We start from the raw sequence: 17,767 nt of genomic DNA, 5'->3' as shown, positions 1-17,767 counted from the left end.
TATTTCTAATTTCTCAAAACTAAATTAAACTATTTTTTATTATATAAATAGATTGTTTTAAGTAAATATTTACTTAGAATTTAAAGTTTTCTAAATAATCTTTAATTCTAGGAATATAATCTTTTCTGCAAACTAAAAAAGTTGGTATATCTACAATTTTTTTGGATATTTTTGTAATTTTTAAATCTTTTTTATAATTTAATTTTTCTACTATACTAAGTGGTAAAATACTTTTTCCCATACCAGCTTTTATACAGCCTAAAATTGTCTCATAATTTCCAAATTCAAGATGTTTAAAATCCTCATTTAAAATCTCTTTTAAGTAGTTTTGTCCAAATTCATTGTAAGAGCAACCATTTTTAAAAGATAAAAAGGTATTAACAGATACTTTATTTTTTGGTTCAACTAAAACTATATTTTCATCTATTTTATTTAAAACAATCAAATTATCATTTTTTGGTTCTCCACTTATAAATGCAATATCAACTGTATAATCTAATAAATTTTTAATAGTATCTTTTGTTGTATTTGTAATTAATTCTAAACTCATATTTGGGAAATCACTGTTTAATTGAAGTAAAAAAGGGATTAATCTTGTACTTGCATTTGATTCAGTTGAACCAATTATTAAATGAGTTTGTTGGTTTATATTTTGCATTTCATAATTTGCTAGTTCAAGTTTTTTTACAATTTCTATAGCATAAGAGTAGAGTTTTTCTCCTTCTTTTGTTAATATTACACCTTTGGGAACTCTATGAAAGAGTGAAACTCCAATAGAGTTTTCTAATTGCTTTACTCTTGAAGTTACATTTGATTGGGCAAAATCTAGATTTACAGCTGCTTTTGAGATACTTTTTTCATTTGCAACTTCAACAAAAATTTTTAATAAATTTGAATCCATATCACTTTTCCTTATATCATCAATACTAATTTTATATTTGACAGATTATCACTTTTAATGATAATATAAAAAAATTAAAAAGGAGTATAAATGCCAGTTATAAATATAAAAATGACAAAAGAAGATGGTGGAGCAACAGTTGAACAAAAAGAGGAGTTAGCAAAAGGGATAACAGAACTTTTTAGTAAGATTTTTAATAGATCATCGTCAAATGCAGTTGTTTTGGTGGAAGAATTTAGTACAGATAATTACTATATAGGTGGAAAATCAGTTACAAAAATACGAAAAGAGCAAAAATAGATATTTGCTCTTAGTTTTTAAATAGTGTTGAACCAACTCTTATTAAGTTTGAACCACAGGCAATTGCTAATTCAAAATCTCCACTCATTCCCATTGAGCAATATCTTGCTCCAAAAGGAATAAGAGTATTAAAAATCTCTTTTGTAATAGTGAAGCTTTTTTTGATTAATTCTTCATCTTCACTATTTGCTCCAATAGTCATAACACCTTTTAGAGTAATATTTGAGCAAAGTTCTAAGATTTTTTTATAAATATCTATTGCTTCTTTAGGATCAACTCCAGATTTTGTATTTTCATAACTTGAGTTAATTTGAAGAAGACAAGATAATTTTTTATCTCTTTCAACTAATTTTTTGTTTAATTCAAGTGCTAAAGGCAAAGAGTCTAAAGAGTGAACTAAAGTAGGATTTAAATCAATAAGGTTATTTATCTTATTCTTTTGTAAAGTTCCGACAAAATGCCATTCAATAGGCAGATTCTCTAAAGTTTGACTTTTCTCTTTTAAATCTTGAACTTTATTTTCTCCAAAAGCTCTTTGTCCTACTTCATAAAGAGTTTTTATATCTTCACTTGAAGCATATTTTGAGATACCAATAATCTTTACTATATGATGCTCACTAACTCTTAATCTTGCAGCTTCAACTTTTGTTATTAAGTTATCTAAATTTTTTGTTGCTATAATTTTATCCATAAAAAACCTTTAATTATTTAGAAATATATATTATAAACAAACCCTACTAAATTGAATATTTTAAATAAAAAGTAGGGATAATAATTATACGTTCTGAAATATTATCTAACATCGAATTAAATGTACATAATTATATAAAAATGACTAAAAAAGAGAAACTTTTAATAATATAGTAAGTAAGCTCAATAAAAATTTTAATAAAATATAAAAGAAAACCCAAATTTTAATATCTTTATAAATTATCTTATACTAATATTTTTAGTTATTTAATTTTCTAATTTGAATCATTAAATCATAATCCAAACTAAGAGTAACATATGCAAAATCTAAATTTTCTAAAAGATCAAATAAAAGATATCAAAGATACGATAATGAATAATCAAAAAGAAGTTCAAGAGATAAAAGCAAGGTTAAAACTTTTAAACTATAAAAGTAATGATTTATATGGGAATACAGATGGGAATTATTCAATCTATAATTTAGAAGGGAAAAGTGGAGTAAATAAAGTATATGAATATGAGATAACCTTTATAAGTAATGAAAGAATAGAAGTAGAAGATATAGTAGATACAGATGTAGAGATAGTTTTAGAGGATTTAGTAAATTTAAAATCTTGTAAAACAATCTTTGGAAAGATTTATAAAGCTAGTGAAGATAGTATAGTATCAAATAAATATATGTATAAAATAGAAGTGGTACATCCAATATACTATTTGGGATTAAATAATAAATATGAGATATATCATAGTCTAAGTGCAACAGATATTATAAATAAAATAGTAACAAGATATAGAGCCTTATTAAATATTTCATTAGAGATAAGAGTAGATAATATAAAATATCCAATAAAAGATTATACAACCCAATATAATCAAAGTGATTTAGAGTTTATCTTAATGCTTTGTGAAGAAGAGGGATACTCTTTAATATTTAAAGAAGATGATAATAGTAGCTTTAAAATAGTATTGTGTGAATTAAATGATTATGTAGAGAAAATAGATAGTAAGATATTGTGTACATATAATCATAAAATAGAGTTTAAAGCAAGTAAACATATAGAAGATTACTATGATAAGAATAATCCAAGCCAAGAGTATAAAATAGAGAAAACAAAGGTAGTAACTAGTAGTAAGATAAAAGATAATGCAAGTAGTAAACAATTAAGAAATGATATAGAAAAAGAGAGCTTTAGAGATAAACTAAACTTGTTAAATGAAAGCTTGTATGAAGATTTAAATAGATACACAAATATAGATACAAATAAAGAGTATAGTCAATCAAATATAATAGAAGCAGTTTCAAATGAATTAATAGTAAAAGATAGTTTAAATGCCTTAATAGTAAGTGAAAAAGAGAATAAAGAAGAAGATGTAATAATAATAGAAGTAAACTATAAAGCATACTTTCCAAATGCCTTAGAAGAGTATTCAAAACTAAATGATATAAAAGATATAAACTCAAATATGCAATATAGTGTAGAGTTTAAAGCAATCCCAAAAGATATAATATATAAACCCAAAGTTACAATAAAAAAACCAAAGATATATGGAGTACAAACAGCAATAGTAAGCTCTCAAGATGTAAATAACTCACCAATAAACCAAAATCAAAATAGTATAGATGTAGATGAAGAAGGAAGAGTAAGAGTTCTGTTTCATTTTGAAAGAAATAAAACAACCTCTTGTTACTTAAGAGTATCAAATCTATCTAGTGGAAATAATTATGGCTCACAATTTATTCCAAGAGTAAATAGTGAAGTAATAGTAAGCTTTGTAAATGGTAACCCAGATTGCCCAATAATAATAGGAACTTTGTATAATGGTGAGAATAAAATACCTTACCCACTCCCAGCTAATAAAACAAAAAGCTATATAAGAACATATACAACTCCTCAATATGAAAATGAGGAAGGATATAATGAAATACTCTTTGAAGATAAACAAGGAAATGAAGAGTTAAATATAAAAGCTCAAAAAGATATGAATACTCTAATACTAAATGATGAGACAAAAATAGTTAAACATAATCAAAGTAATCTAATAGAGAATGATAAAAAAGAAGATGTAAATAATAACTCAAACTTAAATGTAAAATCAGACTATACAATAAATGTAAAAAAGAACCTAACACAAACTGTAGATGAAGAGAAAATAACAACTGTAAATAAAGATTATAATATCTATGCTAATGAAAATTTAAATATAAGAGTAAAAAATACAATAAAACAACTAATAGAAAAGGATTTTATACAAAAAGTAAAAGGTAATAAGATTACTTATGTAGAAAAAGATGTAAAACTAAAATACCTTCAAAATCTCTTTAAACAAATAGATAAAGATTTTAGAATTGATGTAAAAGAGAATTTTCATATAAACTCAAAGTCAATAAAACAAGAAGCAAAGATAATAGAATTAGTTGGAACACAAGGAGTGTCAATAAGAAGTAAAGGGAATGTAATAACAGTAAATCAAAGTGGTATTTACCTAAACTCAAAATCAGTAAACCCAAATATATCTTATGGTGGATTAAAAGCAAATAGTGTAACTATACCAATAATAGAAAAACCACTATATGAAAAAATAAAAGTAAAATCATTGAGTGCTAATATAGTAAAACAATCTTCTATAACTGATACTGTAATTGTAGAAGCAAATACTCTTATATATAAAAATGATACTTGGATAGAAGATATTAACTTAAATCAATCTCAATTAAATCAACTTCAATTTGTAGTAGTAAAGAATAATGATAAAAATGATAATAATATAGTAATAGATGAGATAGATAATGGTGATGATATAGTTATAAATAAAACCCAATTATCCCTAAATATTTCAAAAACAAATAGATATAAATATGCACATATATTTGCCTTTGCAAATAACTCAAAAGAAGAAGGTTATGTATTAGTAGAATTAAAAAGAGATGTAAGAGTTGTAGATATAGCCTTAAAATATATTACAAATGAAGAAGTAGAACTAAAAGCAATATTAAATGTAGAAGAAGCAACAGAAGATGAATTAAAACAAATAAGATGGAAGATAGAAAATAAAATAAATTCAAAATATAATGGACAAGAGAGAATAAGACATAATATAAAAGAAGAGAAGGTATATGAGATAAATTTTAACTCATATATTGAAAATAATCAAAGTGTAGAAAATAGTGCTAATGCTATGGCTGTGTTTGATGAAGATTTACAAATAATTACAAATCTTAGAATAGAAAAAGATAATCCAAATAGTGAAGATGATTTATATACTTTAAAAGCTGATACTATTAATTTGGAAGATAGTCGAGAATTAAAAATAAAATTAACTCTACTCGATAAAACTCAAAAAGAACTAGCAATAAAAGAAGATAATTCAAAAGTTAATAATAATCAAATAGAGTATAAATTTAAAATAGAAGATTTACAAAAAGAATTTAATCTTGAAGATAATCAAATAAACGATATAAAAGGTTGGATTTATGAAAAATAATGAAATTTTAAATTGTTGTAGAGAAGTTACTATTAAAGTTGGGAATTGTTCTTTAAATGTAAAAACATTTATTGAATTGATATATTTTTTAAGGGATAAACAAAATCTTAAGACCTATAAAGAAAGTTTTTTTGATTTAAAGAGAGAAGAACAAATTACAGATATTATTATAAATAAAAATGATATTTTAAAAGATAATGAAAAAAAGATTGAATTATTTGTTAATGAAATGAATAAGATGTTTAAAAAATATCAAATAACTACTTGTTATAGAAGAATACATTTTTTAGCACAAATGTATTTAGAAACTATGAGTTTCAGGGCTTTACAAGAAGCATCTGGAAAATGTAATGGTTATGATGGAGGTTGTGATTTTAGAGGAAGAGGAATGAAACAACTAACTCACGATTATAACTATCTAGGGTATTATGATTATATCTATAATACAAATTATTATGATATTTTTAATAAATTAAGAAAAGGTAAATATACTTCAGTAAAAGCTGTACTTAATAATAACACTATCCTTAATGAAGAATTTTATATTAATAAACTTATTCCTTTTACAAAAAAACTATCAACAGATTTATTTTATGCTTTTGACTCAGCAGGTTGGTTTTCAACAATAGGATTAAAAGGAGAAACAAATAAAATAAAATTAATGGAATATATGGATAAGGGATTATCAAATAATGATATTATGGAAGTTACAAAAATTATTAATGGGGGAATAAATAATTTAAAAGAGAGGCAGGAATATACAAAATGGATAAAAGAATTTTTTGGAGTAAATTAAAATGAAATTAAAACTAATCTTAATATTATTATTTATATTTAATTTATATGGAGAAGATGTAAAGATAAATACTATATATAATAATGAAAAAGTTTTTAATAATAAAGAAGAGATAGAAAAAACTTGTATTGAATATGGTACTTGTTATATTTATGAGAATTTAGAAATATTTAATAAAGAACTTAAAATAAAATTACCACTTCGTAGTTTTATATTTACAGATGATTATTATTCAGTATTCCCATATCATTCAATAAATGAAATAAAACAAATAGATGATGATACTATAATGCTTAAATTTATTAATACTTCTATGGGGTCTTATACTGATTTGGAAATAAAAGAATGTAAAGAAAATATAAAAGTCATATCAATGAAACAGGTTGGAAGGAGTTTTCAAGAAGATTATGCTGTTGAGATATATTATAAAGAGTTTAAAGATAAATATATATATATAATCTTAGACTTTATCGAATTACAAAATTTACTTTATGAAAATACTCCATTAACTTGTATATATAGTGAAGATGATAATACAGAAGATATAAAAATTAAAATACAAAAATGCCTAAATAAGAAAAAAGATTAAGAATGTTAGAAAAACTATTTATTCTATTATTAATATTTATAAAAATATTAAGTGCAGATGAAGTAGATTTAAAAATGCAAAAAGAGTGTAATCAAGACTCTATAGAAAGTTATTTGGGTATTTATATTGTAGATTTTTTTGGGAAAAGTTCTTCTTTTTATGATAAAAATCTTGAAGAGATGATAGTTTCAAAAAACATTGGAAGTGAGTATATAATCACAAAAGAGGAATATAAAGAGCCTTCTTGGCAAGATAAGGAAGCTATAAAAAATCCTATATATAAAATAGAGTGTATAAAACGATATAAAGAAGAAGGTAATGTTCCAGATAGAAACTATAGTGATTTTTCAGGTTTTGGTATGAATAGAGATTTTATAAAATTATTAAAAGTTTATGAAAATAAAGATGATTTAGAACAATCTTACCATTCAGGTATTTTTGAAATAGATAATAATGATTTATGGTATTTCTATAGACAAACTGATGTAATTTTAGTTTTAAAAAAAGTTGGAAATTAGATTTATAATGAAAAAATAGATATTAATATTCTCGTTGCTAATGAAGATTTAAATATAAGAGTAAAAAACACAATAAAAGAACTAATAGAAAAGGATTTTATACAAAGAGTAAAAGGTAATAAGATTACTTATGTAGAAAAAGATGTAAAACTAAAATACCTTCAAAATCTCTTTAAACAAATAGATAAAGATTTTAGAATTGATGTAAAAGAGAATTTTCATATAAACTCAAAGTCAATAAAACAAGAAGCAAAGATAATAGAATTAGTTGGAACACAAGGAGTGTCAATAAGAAGTAAAGGGAATGTAATAACAGTAAATCAAAGTGGTATATACCTAAACTCAAAATCAGTAAACCCAAATATATCTTATGGTGGATTAAAAACAAATAGTGTAACTATTCCAATAATAGAAAAACCACTCTATGAAAAAGTAAAAGTAAAATCATTGAGTGCTAATATAGTAAAACAATCTTCTATAAATGATATGGATTATGTAGAAAAAGATAGTAATCTAACTATATTATAAAAACAGATAAAAAACTCAATTATGCAAAAGGCTTAATATTAAAAGTTTCTATAGTTAAAGAGATATAAAGAAGAGCTTATTTTCTACTATACTAAAGATTTGTTTCTAAAATACACAAAAAATAATTATAATAAAATACCTTAGTACTGTAATGGAAAGATTAGAGATAATTATTTCTATTATATAGGATTTAATATGTAGGAGTATTACAATGAATATAAATTCATTAAAAGTTAAGATTTTTGGAATAACAATGATACCTTTTATAATTGGTATTTTTATACTTTCTAGTGTCAATTTTTCCAGAACTCAAAATACTTTAAATGAGACTTTAAAGAAATTTGAAGTTGCAATTACTAAAGAGAAAGAGGCTTTAATAAAACATGAATTTGAAGTCGCTAAAAGTATGATTGACACTATAATTGCAAAAGAGCAAGATATAGAGGTTGCAAAATTAAAAGTTATAGAACTTTTAAATGGAATAAGATATTTAGATGATAAAAGTGGGTATTTTTTTGCTTATGAAAAAAGAGAAGATGGGTACTATTTTGGATTTCATCCAAATCAAAAGTTAAATAATCAAAAAACAGATATAAAAGCACCTGATGCAAAGGGTTATCCTTTTAGAGAAGATTTAATTAAATATGCAAAAGAACAAAAATATATAACATATTATTATGAAAATCCAACTACAAAAGAAATTACATTAAAAATGGCATCATCTATTTATATTGCTGAGTTTAATTGGGTTTTAGTTACTGGAATTTATGCAGATGATATTAAAAAAGGGATAGATGTATTAAGAGAAGATGTAAATAATGATATTAATAAGTTATTATTTATAGCAGTTGTAATAACAATTATTATATCAATTGGGTTAATTTTAATAATTGTTCCATCTTTAAATAAAATTATTATTAAACCTTTAAATATATTCCAAAATACTTTAGATGAATTTTTTAGATATTTAAATGCAGAAACACAAGAAATTCATAAAATAGAGAATTACTCAAAAGATGAATTTGGTCAAATGGCAAAAGTCTTAAATACAAATATAGATAAAGCAAAAATGGGAATAGAAGAAGATAGAAGATTAATAGATGAGACAATAGCAGTATTAAGCGAGTTCGAACAAGGAGATTTATGTCAAAGATTAAACTTAAATGTTAATAATCCAGCATTAATGGAGTTAAAATCAGTTTTAAATAAGATGGCAAATAATTTAGAAAATAATATAGATAATGTATTAAAAATATTAGAGCAATATGCAAGTTATAATTATTTAAATAAAATAGATCAGAAAGGCTTAAAAGAGCATCTATTAAAATTAGCAAATGGTGTAAATAGTCTAGGTGATTCAATAACAACTATGCTAAAAGAGAATAAAGCTAATGGATTGACTTTAGAAAATAGTTCAAATATCTTACTTTCAAATGTAGATAAATTGAACCTAAGTTCAAATGAAGCAGCAGCAAGTTTGGAAGAGACAGCAGCAGCATTAGAAGAGATAACAAGTAATATAAGAAATAATACAGAAAATATTGCAAAAATGGCTCAATATTCAGATGAAATAACAAAAGCATCAAGTCAAGGTGAAAAGTTAGCAAGTCAAACAACAATAGCAATGGATGAAATAAATAAACAAGTAAATCTAATTAATGAATCAATAAGTGTAATAGATCAAATAGCATTCCAAACAAATATTTTATCTTTAAATGCAGCGGTAGAAGCAGCAACAGCAGGGGAAGCTGGAAAAGGGTTTGCAGTTGTTGCTGGAGAAGTAAGGAATTTGGCAAGTAGAAGTGCAGAAGCAGCAAGAGAGATAAAAAATATTGTTGAAAATGCAACTTTGAAAGCAAATGAAGGTAAAGATATAGCTAATAATATGATAAAAGGTTATGAAGGATTAAATAACTCTATTGACCAAACTATAAATTTGATTAAAGATGTTGAAATGGCAAGTAAAGAGCAACTTATGGGGATTGAACAAATTAATGATGCAGTAAATCAATTAGATCAGCAAACACAACAAAATGCTATGATAGCAAGTCAAACACAAGATGTAGCAGTAGTAACAGATGATATAGCAAAATTGGTTGTAAGTAATGCTAATTCTAAAGAGTTTATAGGAAAAGATGAAGTAAAGGCTAAAGAGATAAATATAGTTGGTAGTAGAAGTATTAAAAAATCTGTAAGTAGTAATAATGCTAATGATAAACTCGTAAAATCTATTCAAAAAGATACAAAAGTTACTTCAATAAAATCTAATACTTCAAATGATGAATGGGAAAGTTTTTAATTGAAAATGAATTGTAAAAATATAGTAACCCCTAAATTATTAAAAGATATAGGTTGTATGAAATTAATAAATAAGAAGATCTAATAAGAGTAATTTATACAATAAATATTATTGAATTAGTGCATACAATTTAGAAAATCAACTAAGAATAAAAGGGGGATAAAAGTCTTTTAAAATTGCTATTTATAGGTATAGAAAATGCCGAACAAAAATGGATTATACTAATTAAAAATTTGAGTTTAACTATTTCTCAATTAGGTATCTAATTTGAAGGAGGGCTTGATAAATTATCTGAGGCTGACACAGATACTATCCTAGAAAATGTAAAAATCTCTTTAAAAGAGACCGTTAAATATTTCGTGTCAAAGTAATTCTGATAGGAGAAATCCTATCACACCCAAACTTAAATTTTAAGTTCACTATCCAATCTACCTTCCTTGTGCTTGCACTCTCTGTGAGAAAAAATATTGCTAATTGTGAAAGTGTTAAGTTCCAGTTCCACATTGGCATATTCCACTTTTTTGTAGCATTTTTCATTCCCATATAAAGCAATTTTAATAAGCTGTTCTCATTTGGAAATGCACCTTTAGTCTTAGTAAGTTTCCTAAATTGTCTATGTACTGATTCAATAATATTTGTTGTATAAATTACTTTTCTAATCTCTGGTGGGTATTTGAAATAAACAGATAAATTCTCCCATTTATTATTCCAAGATTGAAGCACTATTGGATAAAGTTTTCCCCACTTTTCATCTAAGGCTAAAAGTGCTTCTTCTGCTACTTCTTTTGAAACTGCTTGATAAACTGGTTTTCTCAAAGAAAGTGCAAGCACAAGAAATCTTTCATGAACTCTTTATGATTCTTGGCAGCAACATAACGAATAGAATTTCTTATTTGATGAATAATACAAAGTTGCACTTCTGTTTTAGGAAAAATAGTTTTTATTGCTTCTGGAAATCCTTTTAATCCATCAACAGATGCAATTAAAATATCTTGTAAGCCTCTATTGTTTAAATCTGTAAGAACTGAAAGCCAGAAGTTAGCTCCTTCAGACTCTGAAAGGTAAAGTCCTAATATATCTTTTTTGCCTTCCATATTTACACCTAAAACTGTGTAAACAGCTTTTGAAACATATTTCCCACCATCTTTGATTTTCTCGAAGAGAGTGCAAGCACAAGATAATGTATTGCATCTAACCAAACAAATGGATATATAGAATCTAATGGTCTACTTTGCCAAGCTTTTACTCTATCTATAATTTTATCAGTAATAGTACTTATTGTTGCAGTTGAAATAGATACTTGATATATCTATTCAATATGTGAAGATATATCTGTATAACTCATTCCAAGTCCATACATTGAAAGTATTTTTTCTTCTATTTCATTTGAGATTGTAGTCTGATGTTTTTTTACTATTTGAGGTTCGAATGTTCCATTCCTATCTCTTGGTGTTTCAAGTTCAAAAGAACCATCAGATAGACCTTTAATAGTTTTTTTATTTACACCATTTTTTCTATTTCTTGTTCCAGAAAGGATATCATTAGCAATATGTGATTCTACTTCTGCTTCTAAAGTAGCTTCTGTTAGTTGTTTGATAAGTGGAGCTAAAAGTCCATCTTTACCTGTAAAATTTTTACCATTTTTAAATTGTTCTAAAACTTCATTAAAGTCAAAGTTTATTCTCTCTTCCATTGTCGTGTAACCCCGCAGGAACGAGGACCATCCTTGATATTATTTTATCAGATTGACACGGAATTTCTAACAGCGATATTTTATAAGCTCTACATCATCTATCCTTTTGCCATTACTTATTTTATGAAGTCTTTTTTATACTATTTTTTCCTATAAACTCTTTATTATTTGTATCTTCAACAATTATTTTTGCTATTTTATCTGTACTTTGTGCTATTTCTTTAGTTAAAGATGCAACATTTGCATTATCTTGAGTTTGTTTATCTAGAGAGTTGATAGCATTATTTATCTGTTCAATTCCTAAAAGTTGTTCTTTACTTGCACCTTGAACACTACTTATTAAGTCAATAGTTAAATTTATATCACTGTTTAATTTTGAGTAACCATCTATCATATTATTTGCAATATCTCTTCCATTACTTGTAATCTCTTTTGCTTTCTCAACCAAATTTTTTATCTCTTTTGCAGCTTCAGCACTTCTTGTTGCTAGATTTCTTACTTCTTGTGCAACCACAGCAAAACCTTTTCCAGCTTCTCCTGCTGTTGCTGCTTCTACTGCTGCATTTAAAGATAAAATATTTGTTTGGAATGCAATATTATCAATAACTGTAATAGCTTCATTTATCATTTCAACTTGATTATTTATATTTTGCATAGCATTTGTAGTTTTATGTGCTAGTTGCTCTCCATCTTTTGAAGACTTATTTAAGTTATTTGCTAAAGATGTCATAGAAGAGATATTTTGATTTGATTGTCTTATATTTCCTGTTATCTCTTCTATTGCAGCAGCTGTTTCTTCAAGAGCAACAGCTGCTTTATTTGAAGCGCTATTTAAAATATTTACATTATTTAATAGTTGAGTTGAACTATTCTGTAAAATAACTCCATTTTTCATATTTTCAACTAATAAATTTGTTATTTCACTTCCTAGATTATTTACATCTAAAACCAATTTTCCCAGTTCTCCTTGTAAATCTTTATTCTCAATTTTTTTAGTAAAATCATATAGTGAGTATTTTTCTAAAACTTCTAAAATCAGTTTTACATTAGAATTTAGCATTAAAACCATACTATTAAATACATTTTTTAGCTCAAGAAGTTGTGGATTTGATGGGTTTAGTTCAATTTTTCCATTTAAATTACCAACTTGAATCTGATTTGAGATATTTACAAATTCGTTAACTGTTTGATTATCTGCAATAACACCTTTTTGTATAATATCTATATTTTCATTTATAGTTTTTGCCATAATTCCAAACTCATCTAATTCTTTTACTTCAAGATGACTTACACTAGATTTTTTTCTTGATAAAAAATCGAAGAAGTCTAAAATTCCAGTTTGTGTAGATTTGATTTTCTTACCAATAGAAGAGCTTATGAGATATGCAAAAACTATTGCTAGTACTTGAATTAAAAGAGTTATTAAAATTGTCTTAATTAAAATATTATTTAAAGAGCTATGTACTTCTGCTATATCAATATCAGCACCAATTAAATATAATTTCTTTTCTGGAGATTCAAATGCTTTAATTAAAGAATAGAAATGCCCATATTTATCAATAGTGTTTTCAAAAAATTCATTATTTTTAAAAAATCCATTTTGTACTAATTGACTTGCTTCATACTCAACTAAGAACTCATCATATTCACCTTTTTCTAACTCTTCTTTTGTTGCACTTGATAGTGATGTACGAACGATATCTTTATCTTTTATCATTACATAGATATATTCAAGATTAGTTTCTTGTGCAAATTTACTCAATTTCTCTACAAAAGAGAAGTGTAAATCTCTATCAATAGGATTTTCTTGAGTATATTTATCTACAAAATCCTCACCTAAATATAAGATAGTGGCATTTATAGCTGCTCTTAACTGCTTTTCTAGTGATTCATAAAAAGTATTTTTTTGGCTAATATATATAAAAAAACCAAATGAAATACTAGCGAATAGTGAAATTGAAATCAAAGATATAAATATCTTTTGTTTTACCCCTATAACCATAAATTATTTTTCCTTTTATTTTAAGATAAGATATTTATTTTAAAAGATTTATATCTTTTATTTTTATATAATTTAATTTATATATATTTACAATTAGTGATTTGTTTTTTTATATTTTAATTTAATAAGTTTAAAATGTTTTTTGTATATTCTATTTGATAATCTTCTCTAGAATGGTTATTTTTGCAATTTTCTAAATTATATTCACTAATTTCATCTAAAAGTATTTTTAAGTTTATATATTAATACTTTTTAGATTTAACAATTTTTTTATCCACTCTACTTTAAATATTGCTGATTATAACTAAAAAAAAATATTATTTTTATAAATCTACATATATAGTTTCTATAGAATTTAGATTATTTACTTTTTTTTGTTTTCTGAATTTTCAGCAAGTATCGTAAAAGTATTATCTTTGTAGCTAATATGTTTGTGCTTTAGTTGTAGAATTTCATTAACTCTTCTTTTTGTGAGCAGAAATACAAATATTCCTCTAATTATTGGATGTTTATATGTTAATAAAAATTAGATAAATAGTTTTTATAATGTACTTCATAAAATTTTATATATAGTGTTGACTCTTTTATCAATTTTTTTAGTATTTATCCAAGCCTTTGGAGTTTAATCCCTACTTTTTTATAAAAAATTATAAAAAAGTAGGGATAATTGTAAGAAATTGTATTAGTTATTCAAAAATATTCTATTAATATCGTTATAAATTCCAAGAAGCATTAAACTAGCTAGTATAATCCACCCCATAATTGTCAAAAACATAAAAACCCGTTCACTAGGTTTTCTTTTTACAATCATCTCATATAAATTAAACATAATATGACCACCATCGAGTGCTGGAATAGGAAGAAGATTTAAAACTCCAAGATTAACTGAAATTAAAGCTGTAATTGTTAAAAGTGCTATGAATGAGCTTTCACTAGCATCAGAGATAACTTTTCCTATACTTATAACTCCACCAATTTCACTAGATGGAATTATTCCTTGAATTAGTTTTTGAACACCTTGAAAAATCATAGTTGAAGCAAGAATAGTTTTTTCATAAGCAAAAATTAAAGAGTCATAAAAACCTAACTCTAAAGTTATAACTTCACCTTTTGGAGCTATTCCTATCATTCTTTTTTTAATTCTTTCATTAAACATATTTTGACTATCAGAGACTTGAGGGTTTATCATTTTTACTAATAATTTATTATCTCTTTGAATATAAAATTGTAATGTACCTTGTGTAGTTGTGATAACTTTTCCTATTTCATCCCAAGATTTTATGTTGATATCATTTATTTTTATTATTTTGTCATCTGTTTGTAAACCAGCTTCAAAAGCTACAGAGTTTGGGCTTACATTTCCAATAACTGGAGCTAAAGTATTTGCACCCATAAGTGCTATTGAAAAATAGATAATTGCTGCAAGTAAAAAGTTTGCAAAAGGACCAGCAAATAGTATAATAATTCTTTGCCATGGTTTTTTTGTATTATATGAGTCATTTCCATCTTCAATCAAAGCTGGATTTGAATCATCTTGACCTTTCATTTTTACATATCCACCAAGTGGTATCATAGCTATTTGCCAAGTTGTTCCAGCCCAATATTTTGAGTATATCTGTTTTCCAAAACCAATAGAGAAAACATGAACTTTAACTCCAAAATAACGAGCAGCTAAAAAGTGTCCAAGCTCATGAAAAAATACTAAAAATGATAAAACAAGTAAGAAAGTAATAGTACCCAAAAAAAATCCTTAAGCTTTGAAATAGTCTCTTGTATATTCAAATCCAGAGTATAAAGTTAAAGCTACAGCAAACCAAAGTATAGTTGTAGCATATGGCCAATTCATAATTAAAAATCCAATAGCAAACATTTGAGCTACTGTTTTTACTTTTCCAGCCATTGTACTAGCTACATCTTTTCCTTCACTTACAGCTACTACTCGTAGTCCTGTTATAAAAAACTCTCTTGAAAGTATTAAAAAAACAGCCCATACACTAGCTCTATCTATTGCCATAAGTCCTAAAAAACCTGCAAGAACTAACATCTTGTCTGCAAGTGGGTCAAGTATTCCACCAAGTTTTGTCATTTGATCCCAAGCTCTTGCAATAAACCCATCAAAAAAATCTGTAACTGAAGCAATTACAAAAATAAGTCCAGCAAAATAGTCAAACCATGAGATATGCCAAGATGAAAATATAGGGTTTGCTCTATCTATAAAAAACCATAGCATTAAAGGAGCTAAGGCTATTCTAAATAGAGCTAAAATATTTGGTAGATTTAAGTTCTTTGACATTATCTAAAAGTTGTCCCACCATCAACTATTAATGTATGCCCTGTAATCCAAGATGCATCATTTGTACATAAAAAATAACAAGATTGTGCTAAATCTTCAGGTTGTCCAATTCTATTTAGAGGAGAGTACTCAGCAGTTTTTGCTTTAACTTCCTCATAATTTGTAAATGCTTTTAGTGCATCAGTATCAATTGGACCACCAGAAACTGCATTTACTCTAATGCCAAACTCACCTAACTCATTTGCAGCATATCTTACCATTGCTTCAACAGCAGCTTTATTTGTTCCATGTCCTGCATAATTTTCAATATATACTAAATTTCCAGTTGAACTTAAGCTAACTATTGCACCACCACCAATTTTTTGCATTCTTTTTGCTGCTTGTTGTGCTCCACATACAAAAGCATTAACTGTTGCAGTATAAATATTGTTTAATCCCCTAGGTTTAAGTTTCATAAATTTTCCATATCCACCAACAACTGCTCTTCCATAAATCATAGCATTTGAGATAAAGAAATCAACTCTATCAAAATCTTTATCTATCTCTTCAAAAAGCTCTACATATTTTTCTGGCTCTAGTACATTAAAAGGGTATGCTTTACATTTTACACCAAATTTAGTTTCAACATCATTACAAATCTCTTGAGCAATTTCTCCATTTGAATTATATGTAAATGCTACATTTACACCATTACTCGCAAATTTATAAACACACTCTTTTCCAATACCTTTTGTACCACCAGAAATTACTAAAGTTTTTTCCTTCATAGAACTATTCATTATTTAACTACCTCATATTTTTTTAATATATTTTCTAATTTATTTATTGTTTCAGAACTTGGTTGTGTTAATGGTAACCTAAATTCAAGAGTATCTAATAATCCTGCTAGATACATAGCTGCTTTTATTGGAATAGGGTTGCTTTCACAAAACAGTACTTTATTTAATTCAAATAAATCATTGTGAATTTTTAAAGCTGTTGTAAAATCTCCATTCATTGCAGATTTTACAAGTTTTGATTTTAGATTTGGAACTAAATTCCCTGTAACTGAGATGATACCTTTTGCACCACTTGCTAACATTGGAAAATCAACACTATCATCTCCAGAAACCACTATAAAATCTTCTCTTTGTGACATTATTGCAGTTGCACGCTCAAGTGAACCAGTTGCCTCTTTTATACCATAAATATTTTTTACATCATCAAAAAGTCTAATAGCAGTCTCTGGTAGTAAATCAACTCCAGTTCTTCCAGGAACATTATAAAGCATAAAAGGAATTTCAACACTTTGAGCTATTGTTTTATAGTGTTCATAAAGCCCTTCTTGAGTTGGTCTATTATAGTATGGAGCTATAGATAAAATTCCATTTGCTCCTACTTCTTGAGCAAATTTAGCGATATCACAGGCTTCATGAGTTGCATTTGAACCAGCTCCAGCAAGGACTTTTACATCTGTATTTTTACAAGTTGCAACAGCTACTTCAATACACTCTTTATGCTCTTTATGTGATAATGTAGCACTTTCTCCTGTTGTTCCAACTGGAGAAACAGCATCTACACCATTTGCTATTTGTCTTTTGATAAGCATTTCATATTTTTGTAAATCAACTTTTCCATTTTTAAATGGTGTGATTAAAGCGGTCATAGAGCCAATAATGGTATCCATCTTTTTCCT

At 25.9% G+C, this 17,767-nt stretch carries 13 protein-coding genes and 3 pseudogenes; 8 read left to right on the top strand and 8 right to left on the bottom strand.

The genetic code is table 11. The annotated features are described in order from the left end of the window. Positions 1-73: 73 nt before the first annotated feature. The gene (locus AFAEC_RS07230) at positions 74-901 is read right to left on the bottom strand and encodes a LysR family transcriptional regulator (protein ID WP_026805412.1); all 828 of its coding nucleotides are present in this window, start codon (positions 899-901) and stop codon (positions 74-76) included. A gap of 90 nt (positions 902-991) precedes the next feature. On the opposite strand from AFAEC_RS07230, the gene AFAEC_RS07225 reads away from it, so the two are divergent. Further along, positions 992-1,201, top strand: coding sequence for a tautomerase family protein (locus AFAEC_RS07225; RefSeq protein ID WP_026805413.1), 210 nt, complete (start codon positions 992-994; stop codon positions 1,199-1,201). Between the two features lie 10 nt (positions 1,202-1,211). On the opposite strand, the gene AFAEC_RS07220 is transcribed toward AFAEC_RS07225, so the two are convergent. Then, on the bottom strand, positions 1,212-1,892 hold the full coding sequence (locus AFAEC_RS07220; protein ID WP_026805414.1) for a YggS family pyridoxal phosphate-dependent enzyme: 681 nt from the start codon (positions 1,890-1,892) through the stop codon (positions 1,212-1,214). A gap of 317 nt (positions 1,893-2,209) precedes the next feature. Here AFAEC_RS07220 and AFAEC_RS07215 point away from each other — a divergent pair, with 317 nt between their 5' ends. From AFAEC_RS07215 to AFAEC_RS12490, 7 genes and pseudogenes are all read left to right on the top strand, one after another. Continuing rightward, positions 2,210-5,374 (top strand): type VI secretion system Vgr family protein, encoded by a 3,165-nt coding sequence (locus AFAEC_RS07215; protein ID WP_225442365.1) that lies wholly within the window; start codon positions 2,210-2,212, stop codon positions 5,372-5,374. Further along, on the top strand, positions 5,364-6,170 hold the full coding sequence (locus AFAEC_RS07210; RefSeq protein WP_026806889.1) for a hypothetical protein: 807 nt from the start codon (positions 5,364-5,366) through the stop codon (positions 6,168-6,170). Before AFAEC_RS07215 ends, AFAEC_RS07210 begins: the two co-directional genes overlap by 11 nt. Before the next feature lies 1 nt (position 6,171). Continuing rightward, positions 6,172-6,759 carry a hypothetical protein gene (locus AFAEC_RS07205; RefSeq protein WP_026806888.1) on the top strand — a complete coding sequence of 196 codons (588 nt, stop codon included), beginning with the start codon at positions 6,172-6,174 and terminating at the stop codon, positions 6,757-6,759. Positions 6,760-6,761: 2 nt separating this feature from the next. Next, complete coding sequence (locus AFAEC_RS07200; protein WP_026806887.1) at positions 6,762-7,277, top strand: hypothetical protein; 516 nt, start codon at positions 6,762-6,764, stop codon at positions 7,275-7,277. A gap of 282 nt (positions 7,278-7,559) precedes the next feature. Next, entirely contained in the window at positions 7,560-7,805 is a 246-nt protein-coding gene (locus AFAEC_RS07195; protein ID WP_026806886.1) for a hypothetical protein, read from the top strand. Between the two features lie 211 nt (positions 7,806-8,016). Next, positions 8,017-10,104 (top strand): methyl-accepting chemotaxis protein, encoded by a 2,088-nt coding sequence (locus AFAEC_RS07190; protein WP_026806885.1) that lies wholly within the window; start codon positions 8,017-8,019, stop codon positions 10,102-10,104. Positions 10,105-10,178: 74 nt separating this feature from the next. Then, a pseudogene (locus tag AFAEC_RS12490) lies at positions 10,179-10,370 on the top strand (IS256 family transposase); the annotation flags it as partial. A 193-nt stretch (positions 10,371-10,563) separates the two neighbouring features. Here the strand turns inward: AFAEC_RS12490 and AFAEC_RS07185 are convergent. From AFAEC_RS07185 to dapA, 6 genes and pseudogenes are all read right to left on the bottom strand, one after another. After that, positions 10,564-11,797, bottom strand: a pseudogene (locus AFAEC_RS07185) (IS256 family transposase); the annotation flags it as partial. A gap of 121 nt (positions 11,798-11,918) precedes the next feature. Next, positions 11,919-12,698 (bottom strand): annotated as a pseudogene (locus AFAEC_RS12485) (methyl-accepting chemotaxis protein); the annotation flags it as partial. A gap of 1,783 nt (positions 12,699-14,481) precedes the next feature. Beyond that, positions 14,482-15,540, bottom strand: coding sequence for an RIP metalloprotease RseP (gene rseP, locus AFAEC_RS07175; RefSeq protein ID WP_026806913.1), 1,059 nt, complete (start codon positions 15,538-15,540; stop codon positions 14,482-14,484). Positions 15,541-15,549: 9 nt separating this feature from the next. Beyond that, positions 15,550-16,092 (bottom strand): CDP-diacylglycerol--glycerol-3-phosphate 3-phosphatidyltransferase, encoded by a 543-nt coding sequence (gene pgsA, locus AFAEC_RS07170; protein WP_026806914.1) that lies wholly within the window; start codon positions 16,090-16,092, stop codon positions 15,550-15,552. After that, on the bottom strand, positions 16,092-16,871 hold the full coding sequence (locus AFAEC_RS07165) for an enoyl-ACP reductase (RefSeq protein ID WP_026806915.1): 780 nt from the start codon (positions 16,869-16,871) through the stop codon (positions 16,092-16,094). Before AFAEC_RS07165 ends, pgsA begins: the two co-directional genes overlap by 1 nt. Next, on the bottom strand, positions 16,871-17,758 hold the full coding sequence (gene dapA, locus AFAEC_RS07160; protein WP_026806916.1) for a 4-hydroxy-tetrahydrodipicolinate synthase: 888 nt from the start codon (positions 17,756-17,758) through the stop codon (positions 16,871-16,873). The genes AFAEC_RS07165 and dapA overlap by 1 nt, the downstream gene beginning before the upstream one ends. Positions 17,759-17,767 lie beyond the last annotated feature (9 nt).

The sequence above is a fragment of the Aliarcobacter faecis genome (genome assembly GCF_013201705.1).
Taxonomy (GTDB): domain Bacteria; phylum Campylobacterota; class Campylobacteria; order Campylobacterales; family Arcobacteraceae; genus Aliarcobacter; species Aliarcobacter faecis.
The sequence above is the reverse complement of the archived record's forward strand: the minus strand, read 5'-3'. Positions and strand labels throughout refer to the sequence as shown.